Source organism: Lipingzhangella halophila, from assembly GCF_014203805.1.
Classification (GTDB): Bacteria; Actinomycetota; Actinomycetes; order Streptosporangiales; family Streptosporangiaceae; genus Lipingzhangella; species Lipingzhangella halophila.
Genome location: NZ_JACHJT010000001.1, coordinates 807,415 through 820,940, shown reverse-complemented (window position 1 = coordinate 820,940; position 13,526 = coordinate 807,415). Strand labels below are relative to the sequence as shown.

Below are 13,526 nucleotides of genomic sequence, written 5' to 3'. Positions count from 1 at the left end.
CCTGTCCCGGACTCCCGCCGGGGCAGGCGCGCATCGCTTTGGTCAGACCGTGAAGACGACCTTGCCGAACAGCTCGCCCTGTTCCATCGCGGCGAAGCCTTCCTTGGCGTGGGCCAGCGGCAGCACGCGGTCGATCTCAGGACGCACCCCGGACCGGGCGCAGTACTCGGCGAGCTGCTGGAGCTGGGCGCGGCTGCCCATGGTCGAGCCCAGGACGCTGAGCTGCAGGAAGAACACCCGGTTCAGTTCGGCTGGCGGGGCCTGGCCGCTGGTGGCGCCGCAGGTGACGATACGGCCACCGGGACGCAGGCACCGCAGCGAGTGTGCCCAGGTGGCCTCGCCCACGGTGTCGAAGACGACGCTGACCCGCTCCGGGAGCCGCTCGCCGGGGGAGAACGCCGCGTAGGCGCCGAGTCGTTTCGCGCCCTCGCGCTTGGTCTCGCTGCGGCCGGTCACATAGACGCGGTAGCCGGCCGCGCTCGCCATCCGGATCAGGGCACTGTTCACGCCTCCCCCGGCGCCCTGCACCAGTAGCGCCTCGCCGGGTTGCAGGCCGGCCCGCTCGAAGAGCATCCGGTAGGCGGTGAGCCATGCTGTGGGCAGGCAGGCGGCCTCTTCGAAGGACAGCTCCGGCGGCTTGGGCACCAGGTTGCGCTGGGGCACGGCGACCTTCTCGGCGAGCGTGCCGTTGTGGACCTCGGACAGTAGGGAGCGCTTCGGGTCGTAGGACTCGTCCACTCCGGCGTTCGGGTCGCCGATAACAGAGTGCACGATGACCTCGCGCCCCTCCTCGTCGACGCCCGCGGCGTCGCTGCCCAGCACCATGGGGAGCTGTTCCTGGCTCAGCCCCACCCCCCGCAGGCTCCAGATGTCGTGGTGGTTGAGGGCGGCGGCGCGGACGTGCACGGTGGTCCAGCCCTCGCCGGGCGCCGGATCAGGACGGTCGCCCACCTCAAGCCCGGCCGATGGGGTGTCCTTGTCGATGCGCGCAGCGGTGATAGCAAGCATGGCACGACCCTAACCACCGGGCCTTTCGGCGCGCACAGCGCCTTCCGCGTTCCCCCCGGCCGAGCGGGACGCTCGCCCGGATTGTGGTTCGGTATGCCCGAACACCCGTATTCAGCGCGGACAACTACTGTGCATTCGCAGCAGTAACTACCGAAATGAACTTTCCGGGGTGTGCGTGCAGTAACCTGCTCTGCGATTTACGAAGTAGCCTCTCCCTTGCAAATGAAGGAGGCTTCAGATGTCCGCAGGGAACAATCCGACGGCTCGCCGCCGCCGCCTTGGCGTGGAATTGCGGCGTTTACGGGAAAACGCCGGAATGACTGGCGAGGAAGCCGCGGAGAGGATGTCGTGGTCCGGCAGCAAGCTCTCGCGTATCGAACGGGGGCAGGTCGCCAGCAACTCCGACGATATCCGCGACCTGCTGGAACTCTACGGAGTAGACGAACCCGGGCTGCGCAGGACACTGGTGACGCTGGCTCGCGAGTCGCGGCGGCGCGGCTGGTGGCACGTCTACGGCGACGTGCTGCCGGAGCGGTTCGAGGTCTACCTCGGCCTGGAACCTGAGGCGAGCACCCTTCGTTTCTACCAGTCGGCGACCGTTCCCGGCCTGATGCAGACCGAGTCCTACACGCGCGCCCTGATCCGGGCGCACCCCGGCCCGGTCGAAGCCGACGAGGCCGAACGGCGGGTGGAGCTGCGCCTGCGCCGCCAGGAACTGCTCCTGCGCGACCATCCTCCCGAGACGTGGGTGGTGCTGGACGAGGCGGTACTGCACCGCCCGGTCGGAGGCGCCGCTGTCCTGGCGGAACAGCTTGAGCATTTGCTGAATATAGCGGCGGAACAGCACGTCAACGTGCAAGTATTGCCCTATGACGCGGGGGCTCATGCGGGTCTCAACGGGTCATTCGACATCCTCGAGTTCCCCGAATCAGACGTCCAGGCACCGCGCCTTGTCCATTTGGAGAATCTGACGAACAGTCTCTACATAGAAAAGGTGAAAGAAGTTCAGAATTATGCGATCGCCTTCGACCATCTGTGCGCTGCCGCGCTGCACCCGGACGAGACCCGGGACACCATTGCCGAGGCCGCGAAACGCGCACGGAGGGCCGAGGGCTTCTGACGGAAGGGGCGCGACATGGCCGAACCGGAAGCGATCCGTCCACGGTGGCGGAAGAGTTCCTACAGCGGCACATCCGGGGGACAGTGCGTCGAGGTAGCCGAGGTGCCCGGCGCCATCTGGGTACGCGACTCCACGGCGCCCAGCGGCGTGGTCCTGCGCTTTCCCCCGGCATCGTGGGCCGCCTTCGTCACGGCCGCCACCCGCACGCCCCTCTGAGACCGCGACGCTCCCCGCTCTCTCGGAGCAGAGGCGCTCCGGGCTGACCGAGACACAAAACGGTCCGGAGCGGCAGCCCGCTCCGGACCGCTGAGGTCCTACACGCTCCCCTGGTTACTTCCGGGCCACACCGTCCGCGCGAGCCTGCTGGGCAACAGCGGCCGCGAGCGCCGGAACGACCCGGTCGTCGAACGTACTCGGGATGATGTAGTCGGTGGCGAGATCCGCACCGACCAGGTCCGCGATCGCGTTGGCCGCCGCCAGCTTCATCCCCTCGGTGATGTCCGTGGCACCGGCGTCGAGCGCACCCCGGAACACACCGGGGAAGGCGAGAACGTTGTTGATCTGGTTCGGGAAGTCGCTGCGCCCGGTCGCCACGACGCTCGCGTGGCGGTGCGCGACCTCCGGGTGGACCTCCGGATTCGGGTTGGCCATCGCGAAGATGATGGAGTCGTCCGCCATCGTGGCGACCACCGACTCCGGCACTTCGCCCGCCGACAGGCCGATGAACACGTCGGCTCCGGCCAGGGCCGCCTCGATCGAGCCGCGCAGTCCCGCCTTGTTGCTGACCTGCGCGATCTCCTCCTTGACCGGGGTAAGGCCCTCACGCCCCGCGTAGATCAACCCCTTGCTGTCTGCCACCGCGATATCACCAATGCCGCTCTCGACCAGCATCTTGGTGACCGCGATGCCGGCGGCACCGGCGCCGGAGACGACGGCGCGCAGCTCGCCGAACCCGCGACCGGTCAGCCGCACGGCGTTGCGCAGCGCCGCGACGGTCACGATCGCCGTGCCGTGCTGGTCGTCGTGGAACACCGGGATGTCGAGCCGCTCGCGAAGCTGCCGTTCGATCTCGAAGCAGCGGGGCGCGGCGATGTCCTCAAGGTTGATCCCCCCGAAGGAGGGAGCCATCCGCTCGACGGTCTCGACGATCTCGTCCACCTCGTTGCAGGAGAGCGCGATCGGAACCGAGTTGATGCCGGCGAACTGGTTGAACAGCAGCGCCTTGCCTTCCATCACGGGAAGGGACGCCTCTGGGCCGATGTCGCCCAGGCCGAGAACCGCGGAGCCGTCGGTGACAACGGCGACGAGGTTGCTCCTCCAGGTGTAGGTGTCGACGAGCTCGGCATTCTCGGCGATCCCGCTGCACACCCGGGCGACGCCCGGAGTGTAGGCGAGAGACAGTCCTTCGTGGTCATTGACGTCGACGGACGACCGGACACTCAGCTTTCCGCCCTCGTGCAGGACAAACGCCGGATCATCCGTCAATTGGGAATGCGATTCGATGGTCACTCAAAACCCCTCGGTCTTCACGCTCGTCCGTGACGGCCATGGCACGGACGGCCTTCAATCAGATAAGGCAGCGCGCGGAGAGATGGGGTGCTAGGGGAAACTCCACCACATCGAGCCTGTGACCTGGTTCGGAGGGAGTGCGCTCTCCGCCGGGCTCCTATACGAGCTCAGCGCTGCCGTGTTTACGGGGTTGACCCGTTACCCAATCCTCTCACAACAGTGACCGCAGCCCGCGCGGGGATTCGCAACGATGGATGAACCAGGTCAAAAGCTATGATTACATCCGACCGCGTCCGTGACCCTGCCGTACACAATGCGGCTCGGGAGTGTTTGGTGAAGGCTTTCGGGTCAGCGAGCGGCCGTCCAGGCAATCTCTCGCAAGCCGATTCGCGCAGCGCATCCTGGTTGGCTGTGCAAGCGACATCGGCGCAGCGAGAGGCAGCCTGGTGGCCGCGAGCCCGAAATGGTTCGCCAAACACGACCTGGGTCACCCCCACAGCTAGGAGGCCGCACATGGCCATGCCCAGACAAGCGAAAGCCCCGCTCGGAAACACCCTCGTTGGCGGACTCGCCCTCACCCTGGCCCTGACCGGTTGCGGCAGCGGCGACGATGAGGACGGCGGCGGTATCCAGTCGGAGCTGGACGTCCCCCCGCCGCCCGAGGTCGAGGCCGATCCCGATCTCGCCGATATGGTTCCCGAGGATTACCGCGAACAGGGCACCCTCACGGTCGGGGCGGACTCCAGCTACGCGCCAGGCGAGTTCCTGGACGCCGATGGCGAGACCGTCATCGGCTACAACGTCGAGCTGTTCGACGCGGTCGCCGCGAAGCTCGACCTTGATACCGAATGGCAGGAGTCCACGTTCGGCACGATCATCGAGGGTGTCGACTCGGGCAAGTACGACGTCGGCTCCTCCTCGTTCACCATCAACGAGGACCGCATGGAGCAGGTGACCATGGTGAGCTACTACGTCGTGGGCACCCAGTGGTTCACCGCCGCCGGGAACCCGGAGAACGTCGACCCCGACAACGCGTGCGGCATGAGCATCGCCGTGCAACGCGACACCATCCAGGTCCCCGACCTCGAAACGCGCAGCGAGCAGTGCGAGGACGACGGCGACCCGGCGATCGACATCCAGCAGTACGAGCGGCAGGACCAGGCCACCGAAGCGATCATGTCGGGCAAGAACGATGCCGGGCTCGCTGACATGCCGGTCGCCCTCTACGCTGTCGAGCGCACCGACGGCCAGCTCGAAACACTGGGCGAGCAGTACGAGGCAGCGCCCTACGGCGTGCTCGTCAACCCGGAGGAGACCGAACTCGCCGAGGCGATCGCCGCCGGATACCAGTCGATCATGGACGACGGCACCTACGAGGAGATCCTCGGCAACTGGGAGCTCAGCGACCAGGGGACCCTCGACACGTCCGAGGTCAACCCGGACGTGTCGGAGTTCGAGGACGCCGAAACCGACGAATGACAGACAAGGGATCAAGGGACGTGAGCTCGGCTCCCGAACCCGGCCAACCCGCGGAACCATCGGTACCGGAACCGATCAGAGCGGTTCCGGTCCGGTATCCCGGCAGGTGGATCGTTGCCGCGGGCATGCTGGTCCTCGTGGCGATGCTGGTCAACATGCTGGTCACGAACCCCGCATTCGACTGGCCGTTCCTGTTCACCCACTTATTCAGCGACCCCGTGCTTGTCGGGGTGCGCACGACGCTCCTCCTGACCGCGCTGTGCATGGTCACCGGCGTCCTGCTCGGGATCCTCGCCGCCGTGATGCGGCTGTCGGGCAACCCGATCCTGGTCCTCGTGGCCTGGCTCTACACCTGGTTCTTCCGGGCCGTGCCGCGCCTGGTGCTGTGCGTGGTGTTCGGCAACCTCGGCATCCTCTACACCAGGCTGGAATTCGGCCTGCCCTTCGACAACTACTGGACGCCGTTGCTCGGCCTCGACGGGGACGCGCGCTTCTTCTCCGTCCCAATGAACGACCTGCTCACCCCGTTCATGGCGGCCTTCTTGGCGCTCGCCCTCTCCGAGGGGGCCTACATGGCCGAGATCGTGCGCGCGGGTCTGGTATCGGTGGACAAGGGCCAGACCGAGGCGGCCCAGGCTCTGGGGATGGGCCGGGGGAAGGTCCTGCGGCGCATCACGTTGCCGCAGGCCCTGCGGGTGATCGTGCCACCCTCCGGGAACGAGATGACCGCGCTGCTCAAGGACACCTCACTGGTGTCGGCCATCCCGCTCACCACGGAGCTGTTCTTCCAGCTCCAGTCGGTGGGGAACCGCACGTTCAACCTGTTCCCGATGCTGGTCGCGGCCTGCCTGTGGTATCTCGCGATCACCAGCGTGCTGATGCTCGGCCAGTACTTCCTGGAACGGTCGTTCACCAAGGGCGACCGACAGGCGCAGGCAGGGCTGACGATGCTGAACAAACAGTAGGGCCGACGCATGAGGAAAGAGGGCACGTCCATGACTTCGGCCGGCGCCGAGACCGGTATCACCGGCGGCCCCACCGACGACCGCATGGTGGTGGCCGAGAACGTGCACAAGAGCTTCGGCCGGTTGCCGGTACTGCGCGGCATCGACCTGGAGGTGCGGCGCAACGAGGTGATGTGCGTGGTCGGGCCGTCGGGCTCCGGGAAATCCACGTTCCTGCGCTGCGTGAACCACCTGGAGAAGCTCACCGCTGGGCGGCTGTGGGTCGGCGGCGAGCTGATGGGTTACCGGCAGAAGGGCGACAAACTCTACGAACTGCGTGAGAACCAGGTGGCCGCGCAGCGCAGCGTTATCGGCATGGTGTTCCAGAACTTCAACCTGTTCCCGCACATGTCGGTGCTGGGCAACGTGATCGAGGCACCCATCCAGGTGCAGCGGGAACGCCGGCAGGAGGCGCGGACCCGGGCTTTGGAGCTGCTCGACCGGGTAGGGCTGGCCGACAAGGCCGAGTCCTACCCGCGCCAGCTCTCCGGTGGCCAGCAGCAGCGTGTGGCGATCGCCCGCGCGCTGGCCATGCGCCCGGAGCTCATGCTGTTCGACGAGCCGACGAGCTCACTCGACCCGGAGCTTGTCGGCGACGTTCTCGACGTCATGCGGGACCTCGCCAGGGAGGGCATGACCATGATCGTGGTGACCCACGAGATGGGGTTCGCCCGCGAGGTCAGCGACTCGCTCGTCTTCATGGACGAGGGTGTCGTCGTGGAGTCCGGCCAGCCGCGCACGGTCCTCTCCGCGCCGCAGCACGAACGGACCCGAGAGTTCCTTTCAAAAGTCTTCTGATCCGGGTTTTCGGATAGCGTTGGTCCCGAGCTCCCAATAACCCACGCCGAGGATGACCGTGATCCGCCCTGCCCGTCCCGACGACGTCCCCGTGATCCACCGGCTCGTCTGCGACCTCGCCGAGTACGAGCGCGAGCCCGAGGCGGTCGTGGCATCCGAGGCCGACTTCAAGGAAGCGCTGTTCGGCGCGCACCCCGCGGCGTTCGCGCACGTCGCCGTGCACTCGGAGGACACGGGCGGGGACACCGTCGCCGGGTTCGCCCTGTGGTTCCGCAACTTCTCCACCTGGACCGGGCGGCACGGAATCTACCTGGAGGATCTCTACGTTCGCCCGGAGCTGCGGGGGCGCGGGTACGGCCGGGCACTGCTCACCGAACTGGCCGCGGTCTGCGTCGAACGGGGCTACACGCGGCTGGAGTGGTCGGTGCTCGACTGGAACAAGCCATCGATCGAGTTCTACCGGTCCCTTGGGGCGAACCCCATGGAGGAGTGGACCGTGTACCGGCTCGACGGTGCCGAACTCGCCACGTTAGGCCACCGTTGACAGCCCTTGGGGCGCTACACCGCCCCCGCTTCCGCTGCTCCGCCGGCGCCCGCTGGCGGCCGGGACACGACGTACTCCGGAGTGCACCGGAGAGCGGGGGAAACAAGATAGATTGCTCTCAAGCGGAAATCTCGCTTCCCTAAGGAGGGACGTGACCGAAGAAACCGCTGCGCCAATGGCAGGTGCGATGGGAGTGCGGGATGCGGTGACCGTCCGCATGCCGGCCGACAGCGCGTACCTCTCCGTTCTGCGCACGGCTACGGCAGGGCTTGCGGCCCGGCTCGATTTCACCCTGGACGAGATCGAGGACCTGCGCATCGGGGTCGACGAGGCCTGCGCGATGCTGCTCTCCCAGGCACTGCCCGGAACGGACCTGACGACCGAGTTCGAACTCAACGGCGATGGCATGCGCGTCGCCGTCTCGGTGCTGACCGCCGATGGCCGGCTGCCGGCCCGAGACACCTTCGCCTGGACCGTTCTGTCGGCTCTGGCCGGCGACGTCAACGCGCACGCCGGACCCGACGACCGCGTGACCATCGTCCTGCACAAGCACCGCGACGGGGTGGAGTCGGCGTGAGCGAGAGGGGGCCCGCTCTGACAGCGAAAACGGAGTACTCTGTGCCTGACCGGGCCCGTGCACGAGAGCTGTTCGAGCGCTTGGGCAAGCTGCCGGCCGACGCGCCGGAACGGCAACGGATCCGCGACGAACTTGTGGAGCTGCACCTTCCGCTGGTGGAGTACCTCGCGCGTCGCTTCCGCAACCGCGGCGAATGGCTCGACGACCTCACACAGGTCGCCACGATCGGCCTGATCAAGTCGATCGACCGGTTCGACCTCGACCGCGGCGTGGAGTTCTCCACGTACGCGACGCCCACCATCGTGGGTGAGATCAAGCGGCACTTCCGGGACAAGGGCTGGGCGGTCCGCGTCCCCCGCCGGCTGCAGGAGCTCAAGCTCTCGCTGACCAAGGCCGTCAGCGACCTCTCGCAGCGCGAGGGGCGTGCTCCCACCGTGCACGAGCTCGCCGAACACCTGCAGATGACCGAGGAGGAGGTGCTTGAGGGCCTGGAGTCAGCGAACGCCTACTCCACGGTGTCGCTCGACGCGCCCGACAGCGGGGACGAGGACGCCCCGGCGGTCGCCGACTCGCTCGGCATCGTGGACGACTCGCTCGAAGGCGTCGAGTACCGCGAGTCGCTCAAGCCACTGCTGGAACAGCTTCCACCGCGGGAGAAACGGATCCTGCTACTCCGGTTCTTCGGCAACATGACGCAGTCGCAGATCGCCCAGGAGCTGGGGATCTCGCAAATGCATGTCTCGCGGCTGCTCGCCCGAACGCTGGCACAACTGCGCCAGGCACTCACCACCGACGAGTAGCGCCGAACAGGGACGCCCACGACCAGTAGAGCGGGCCGGAGAACTCACGGGTTCGACCGGCCCCGGCTCCCGGGTTCGTCGGGAAACAGGGTGGCGCTCGTCGACGGCGCCAGCACGCACGCGGCGCCGGCCACCGCGGCCACCGCGAGCGCCGCGGCGATGGCGTACTGCTCGCTGGTCCCCATGTAGTAGGCGATGACCAGCACGAAGATCTGGGTCAACAGCACGGGTGTGCGCGCCCATTCCCGCAGCGCGAAGAGTCCCCACGCGACGTAGCCCGCGGCGCCCGCCGCGCCGAACGCCAGGACCGCCAGCGGGATCGCGGCGGAGGCGTCGGCGGCGTTGCCCAGCAACGTGTTGGACAGGACGTAGAGCCCTCCGGCGACGAGGGCCAGAGCGACCACGGCTTCCACCGCGGCCGCCAGAACGATGGTGATTGGGCGCGTGGACACATCTTGAGCGTATCGTCGGCGTGTACTCGCCGTTTCCGCGGGCCACCCACGTAGAACCATCATTACAATGGCGCGAGTGCGAGCCCTCTTCATCGTCAACCCCCAAGCGACCAGTACCACGCCCCGGGCGCGGCACGTGATCACGGGGGCCATCGCGCGCAATGTTGAGTTGGACGTCGCACACACCGAGTACCGCTGCCACGCGCTCGAACTGGCCGCTGACGCTGCCTCAGCGGGGTACGAGCTGGTCATCAGCCTTGGCGGCGACGGCACGGTGAACGAGGTGGTCAACGGACTGCTCGCCACCCCGGCCGGGTTGTCCCGGCCCGCCTTCGCGGCACTTCCGGGCGGGAGCGCGAACGTCTTCATCCGAGCGCTCGGACTGCCCGGTGACCCTGTCGAGGCCGCGGGCGCCGTGCTGGAGGCGCTCCGCGAAGGCCGGCAGCGCACGATCGGGCTCGGCCGGATCAGCAGCGACCAGGATGACCGGTACTTCACGTTCTGCGCGGGCTTCGGCTGGGACGCCGCTGTGGTCCACGAGGTGGAGCGGGTCCGCCAGAACGGCCGCCGCGCCTCGCCCACCCTGTACGCGGCCATGGCGGCGAAACTGTTCCTGCGGGGCGATGTCCGCGATTCCTCACTACGTGTCGAGGTGCCCGGGCACTCGCCGGTGCGCGACCTGTATCTGGCGCTGGTCACCAACACCACGCCGTGGACCTACGCCGGGTCGGTTCCGGTCCAGCCGACCCCGCGCTCCGACTTCCGGCTCGGCCTCGACGGGTTCGCTCTGACCCAGCTCCGGCCGACCACAACAGCACGGCTGGTGCTGCGGATGCTCTCCCCACGCGGGATCCCGCCGCGCGGCCGCGGGTACGTGAGCTGGCACGATCAGGAATCCATGACGATCCACTCGGACCATCCGCGCGCGTTTCAGATCGACGGCGAATACCTCGGACATCGAGAACGAGTCAATTTCCACTCGATTCCGAAAGCATTACGAATTATCGGCTAAGTCAGGACAAATGCCCAGCTCAGGCGGCATGTGATGCACACGACACCACTGCGCAGCAGATAGGCAACCCTCACCCTTGCGCCCGTCGAGCGATCCTGCCACAGTCAAAAGTGTCGCCGCACGTTACGGACGGGTAAAACGGATGAGTCCGACGATCGACGGACAGATCCCGGCGCTGAAGACCTAGCGCCAGCAGACCCGGATCTCAACCGGCACCGCAGCACCCGGCCGGCGGCGCGGAACGGGGACTACAATGCCGTTGCCCTGGACCATCGTCAACTTCGTGAATTCGTTCACAAGGGCACGCCCCTGAACACCTCACGTGAGGAGTGGACCGCATGGACTGGCGCTACCACGCCGCCTGCCGTGACGAAGACCCCGAGCTGTTCTTCCCCATCGGGAACTCCGGCCCGGCGCTGATCCAGATCGAAGAAGCTAAAGACGTCTGCCGGAGTTGTCCCGTGACCAACTCCTGCCTGCAGTGGGCGCTTGAGTCCGGCCAGGACAGCGGAGTGTGGGGCGGCATGAGCGAGGACGAGCGCCGCGCGCTCAAGCGGCGCCGTGTCGCTCGCCCGATGCTGCGGACCGCCGTCTGACACCTCTGCCCCGTTTCACCGTCGTCTACTGTCTTCCAGCGGCCGTGTCCGGGCGCCCGCCTCGCGCGATGGCGCCCGGGCCGCGGGAAGCCCGCTGCCGTCTCTCACCCGATGGTCTCGACCCCGCGGTCGACCGGTAGTTCGATCGAGACCTTGGTTCCACCGGTCTCCTGTGGCGTGATCTCCAGCTTCCCGGCGAGTTCCCCGACGATCAACGTACGGACAATCTGCAGCCCCAGGCTCGTTGTGCCGTCGATGTCGAACTCCGCCGGCAATCCGCCACCATTATCGCTCACCTCGATCCACAGCCGGCCTTCGACCCCCTCTTCGCCGGAGTGGTCGTCCTCGCGCTGGACACGCACCTCGATCCGCCCCGGCCCGTAGCCGAGGCCGTGCTCGATCGCGTTCTGCACCAGCTCCGCCAGCACCATCGACAGCGGCGTCGCGACCAGCGCCGACAGCAGTCCGAACTGGCCCACGCGCCGCGGCTCGACCGGCGCGCCGGTCGAGGAGACCTCGGCGGCCATCTCGATCACCCGGTCGGCGATGTCGTCGAAGTCCACGACCTCGTCGGGGGTGTGCGAGAGCATCTCGTGCACGATCGCGATCGATCCGACCCGGCGCACCGCCTCCTCCAGCGCCGTCCTGCCCTCGGGGTTCTGTAGCCGCCTCGACTGCAGGCGCAGCAGCGCCGCGACCGTCTGCAGGTTGTTCTTGACCCGGTGGTGGATCTCGCGGATCGTCGCGTCCTTGGTCATCAGCTCGCGCTCGCGCCGGCGCAGCTCGGTAACATCGCGCACCATGACCAGCGCGCCGATCCGCACCCCCTCGTTGACCAGTGGAATCGAGCGGAGCTGCACAGTGGATCCGCGCGCCTCGACCTCGGACTCCTGCGGGGCCCGGCCGCCGGCGGTCCAGGTGAGCGACTCGTCGCGGGCGTCTCCCGCGGCCGCCAGATGCAGCGTGGTCCGGTCCAGCCGGGTTCCCACCAGGTCCGCCGTCAGGCCAAGGCGGCGGTATGCCGAGAGCGCGTTGGGGCTGGCATAGACCACCTCGCCGTCCTGGTCGAGACGGAGCAGACCATCACCCACGCGTGGGGAGCGCACCATCAGCGGACCCTGGTCATTGAACGGGAACTCGCCCTCGGCGATCATCTGCGCCAGGTCGCTGGCGCTCTGCAGGTAGGTCAGCTCCAACCGGCTGGGCGTGCGCGCCGCGCTGAGATTGGTGCTCCGCTGGATCACACCGATTAACCGATCCTCACGCCGTACCGGGATCGTCTCCTCGCGTACCGGCACTCCCCCGGACCAGTCGGGGTCGCCCTCGCGGCAGATCCGGCCCTCGCTCCACGCACGGTCGATCAGCACGCGCTTCTCGCGCGCGCGTGCCGTGCTCTCGGCGTCCGCCGCATTACCGGGCCCGTCTCGCAGAATGCTCTCGACCAGGTCGTCCTGGAACGCGGTGGGGCCGGTGGTCGGGCGCATTTGCGAAACCGCGACCCATCCGCTGTCGTCGCGCAACCGGACCCAGAGCACGAGGTCGGCGAAGGACAGGTCGGCGAGTAACTGCCAGTCGGAGACCAGCGAGTGGAACCATTCGAGGTCACCGGTCCTGAGCGCCGTGTACCGCCGGATCAGATCGCTGAGGTGAGGCACTCACAGATCATCCCATGAGTAGGGGCATACTCAAGAGACGGGCTCGACCAGTGGTCCACACCAATAGCGGCCGGTGCGGATCTTTGGTTGCCGGGCCCGGCCGGACCCGGCGAGACCGCGACGGGCGCCGAACGGGGTGGAATGTGGTGGAGGAAGCCGACGTGACGAGCCAGCAAGCGATCGAGGAATCCCCTCGGGTCCCCAAGTACTACCAGGTCAAAAAGCAGCTTCTGGACCTGATCGAGGCCATGCCCGCGGGCAGCCCGGTGCCCCCGGAACGGGCGCTCGCGGCCGAGTTCGGTACCTCGCGGACGACCGTCCGCCAGGCTCTCACCGAGATGGTCGTCGAGGGCCGGCTGCTCCGCATCCAGGGCAAGGGCACCTTCGTCGCCAAGCCGAAGGTCGCGCAGGTCCTGCAACTCACCAGCTACACCCAGGAGATGCGGTCGCACGGGCTGCACCCGGCGACCCGGATCCTGGACGTGAGCTACATCAACGCCGACGACCAGCTCGCCGAGTTGCTGGCGATCCGGTCGGGCGGCCGGGTGCTGCGCATCGAGCGGCTGCGGCTGGCCAACGGCGAGGCGATGGCGGTCGAGACCGCCCATCTGGCGGCGCGCAGGTTCCCGGGGCTGCGCCGCCAGCTTGAACGGTACGCGTCCCTGTACGAGGCGCTCGCCCGGGCCTACGACGTGCGGCTGGCCGAGGCCGAGGCGTCGATCGAGACCGTGCTGGCCACCCCGAACGAGGCCCGGCTGCTCGCGGTGGACGTCGGCCTGCCGCTGGTGCTGCACTGCCAGCACAGCTTCGACGCCGAGGGACATCCGGTCGAGTGGGTGCGCTCGCTCTACCGCGGCGACCGGTACAAGTTCGTAACCCGGCTGCGCCCTCCGGCCGAGGAGTGAGGCGGTCCGGCCGCCGGACCCGAGCGAAGGCCCGTACGCGGCGGGGCGCGTCCCGTGCTTCGTTTCG

Annotated in this window: 15 protein-coding genes; 11 read left to right on the top strand and 4 right to left on the bottom strand. The window is 67.7% G+C overall.

Translation table 11 applies throughout. The features are described 5' to 3' along the window. Positions 1-42 precede the first annotated feature (42 nt). Complete coding sequence (locus F4561_RS03830) at positions 43-1,008, bottom strand: zinc-binding dehydrogenase (RefSeq protein WP_184574824.1); 966 nt, start codon at positions 1,006-1,008, stop codon at positions 43-45. 238 nt (positions 1,009-1,246) lie between these two features. On the opposite strand from F4561_RS03830, the gene F4561_RS03825 reads away from it, so the two are divergent. Next, entirely contained in the window at positions 1,247-2,128 is an 882-nt protein-coding gene (locus tag F4561_RS03825; RefSeq protein ID WP_184574822.1) for a helix-turn-helix domain-containing protein, read from the top strand. 15 nt (positions 2,129-2,143) lie between these two features. Further along, complete coding sequence (locus F4561_RS03820; RefSeq protein WP_184574820.1) at positions 2,144-2,344, top strand: DUF397 domain-containing protein; 201 nt, start codon at positions 2,144-2,146, stop codon at positions 2,342-2,344. Positions 2,345-2,458: 114 nt separating this feature from the next. Here F4561_RS03820 and F4561_RS03815 read toward each other — a convergent pair whose 3' ends face one another. Then, positions 2,459-3,637 (bottom strand): NAD(P)-dependent malic enzyme, encoded by a 1,179-nt coding sequence (locus tag F4561_RS03815; RefSeq protein ID WP_312885134.1) that lies wholly within the window; start codon positions 3,635-3,637, stop codon positions 2,459-2,461. A gap of 513 nt (positions 3,638-4,150) precedes the next feature. Here F4561_RS03815 and F4561_RS03810 point away from each other — a divergent pair. The 6 genes from F4561_RS03810 (at position 4,151) to F4561_RS03785 (ending at position 8,839) form a co-directional block, all read left to right on the top strand. Next, positions 4,151-5,116 (top strand): ABC transporter substrate-binding protein, encoded by a 966-nt coding sequence (locus F4561_RS03810; RefSeq protein ID WP_246437129.1) that lies wholly within the window; start codon positions 4,151-4,153, stop codon positions 5,114-5,116. Beyond that, entirely contained in the window at positions 5,113-6,081 is a 969-nt protein-coding gene (locus tag F4561_RS03805) for an amino acid ABC transporter permease (protein WP_184574818.1), read from the top strand. The genes F4561_RS03810 and F4561_RS03805 overlap by 4 nt, the downstream gene beginning before the upstream one ends. Positions 6,082-6,111: 30 nt before the next feature. Continuing rightward, positions 6,112-6,918, top strand: a complete 807-nt coding sequence (locus tag F4561_RS03800; RefSeq protein ID WP_281384018.1) for an amino acid ABC transporter ATP-binding protein — start codon at positions 6,112-6,114, stop codon at positions 6,916-6,918. 58 nt (positions 6,919-6,976) lie between these two features. Beyond that, entirely contained in the window at positions 6,977-7,462 is a 486-nt protein-coding gene (locus tag F4561_RS03795; protein WP_184574816.1) for a GNAT family N-acetyltransferase, read from the top strand. Positions 7,463-7,613: 151 nt separating this feature from the next. Continuing rightward, on the top strand, positions 7,614-8,039 hold the full coding sequence (locus F4561_RS03790; protein ID WP_184574814.1) for an ATP-binding protein: 426 nt from the start codon (positions 7,614-7,616) through the stop codon (positions 8,037-8,039). Between the two features lie 41 nt (positions 8,040-8,080). After that, positions 8,081-8,839, top strand: coding sequence for an RNA polymerase sigma factor SigF (locus tag F4561_RS03785; protein ID WP_184574812.1), 759 nt, complete (start codon positions 8,081-8,083; stop codon positions 8,837-8,839). 44 nt (positions 8,840-8,883) lie between these two features. Here the strand turns inward: F4561_RS03785 and F4561_RS03780 are convergent, their stop codons facing one another. Further along, positions 8,884-9,291, bottom strand: a complete 408-nt coding sequence (locus F4561_RS03780; protein ID WP_184574810.1) for a hypothetical protein — start codon at positions 9,289-9,291, stop codon at positions 8,884-8,886. A 76-nt stretch (positions 9,292-9,367) separates the two neighbouring features. Between F4561_RS03780 and F4561_RS03775 the strand changes: the two genes are divergently transcribed. Further along, on the top strand, positions 9,368-10,303 hold the full coding sequence (locus F4561_RS03775) for a diacylglycerol/lipid kinase family protein (protein ID WP_184574808.1): 936 nt from the start codon (positions 9,368-9,370) through the stop codon (positions 10,301-10,303). Between the two features lie 338 nt (positions 10,304-10,641). After that, positions 10,642-10,899, top strand: a complete 258-nt coding sequence (locus F4561_RS03770) for a WhiB family transcriptional regulator (protein WP_184574806.1) — start codon at positions 10,642-10,644, stop codon at positions 10,897-10,899. A gap of 104 nt (positions 10,900-11,003) precedes the next feature. Here the strand turns inward: F4561_RS03770 and F4561_RS03765 are convergent, their stop codons facing one another. Further along, on the bottom strand, positions 11,004-12,554 hold the full coding sequence (locus tag F4561_RS03765; RefSeq protein ID WP_184574804.1) for a sensor histidine kinase: 1,551 nt from the start codon (positions 12,552-12,554) through the stop codon (positions 11,004-11,006). A gap of 248 nt (positions 12,555-12,802) precedes the next feature. On the opposite strand from F4561_RS03765, the gene F4561_RS03760 reads away from it, so the two are divergent. Beyond that, entirely contained in the window at positions 12,803-13,459 is a 657-nt protein-coding gene (locus tag F4561_RS03760; RefSeq protein WP_246437386.1) for a GntR family transcriptional regulator, read from the top strand. Positions 13,460-13,526 lie beyond the last annotated feature (67 nt).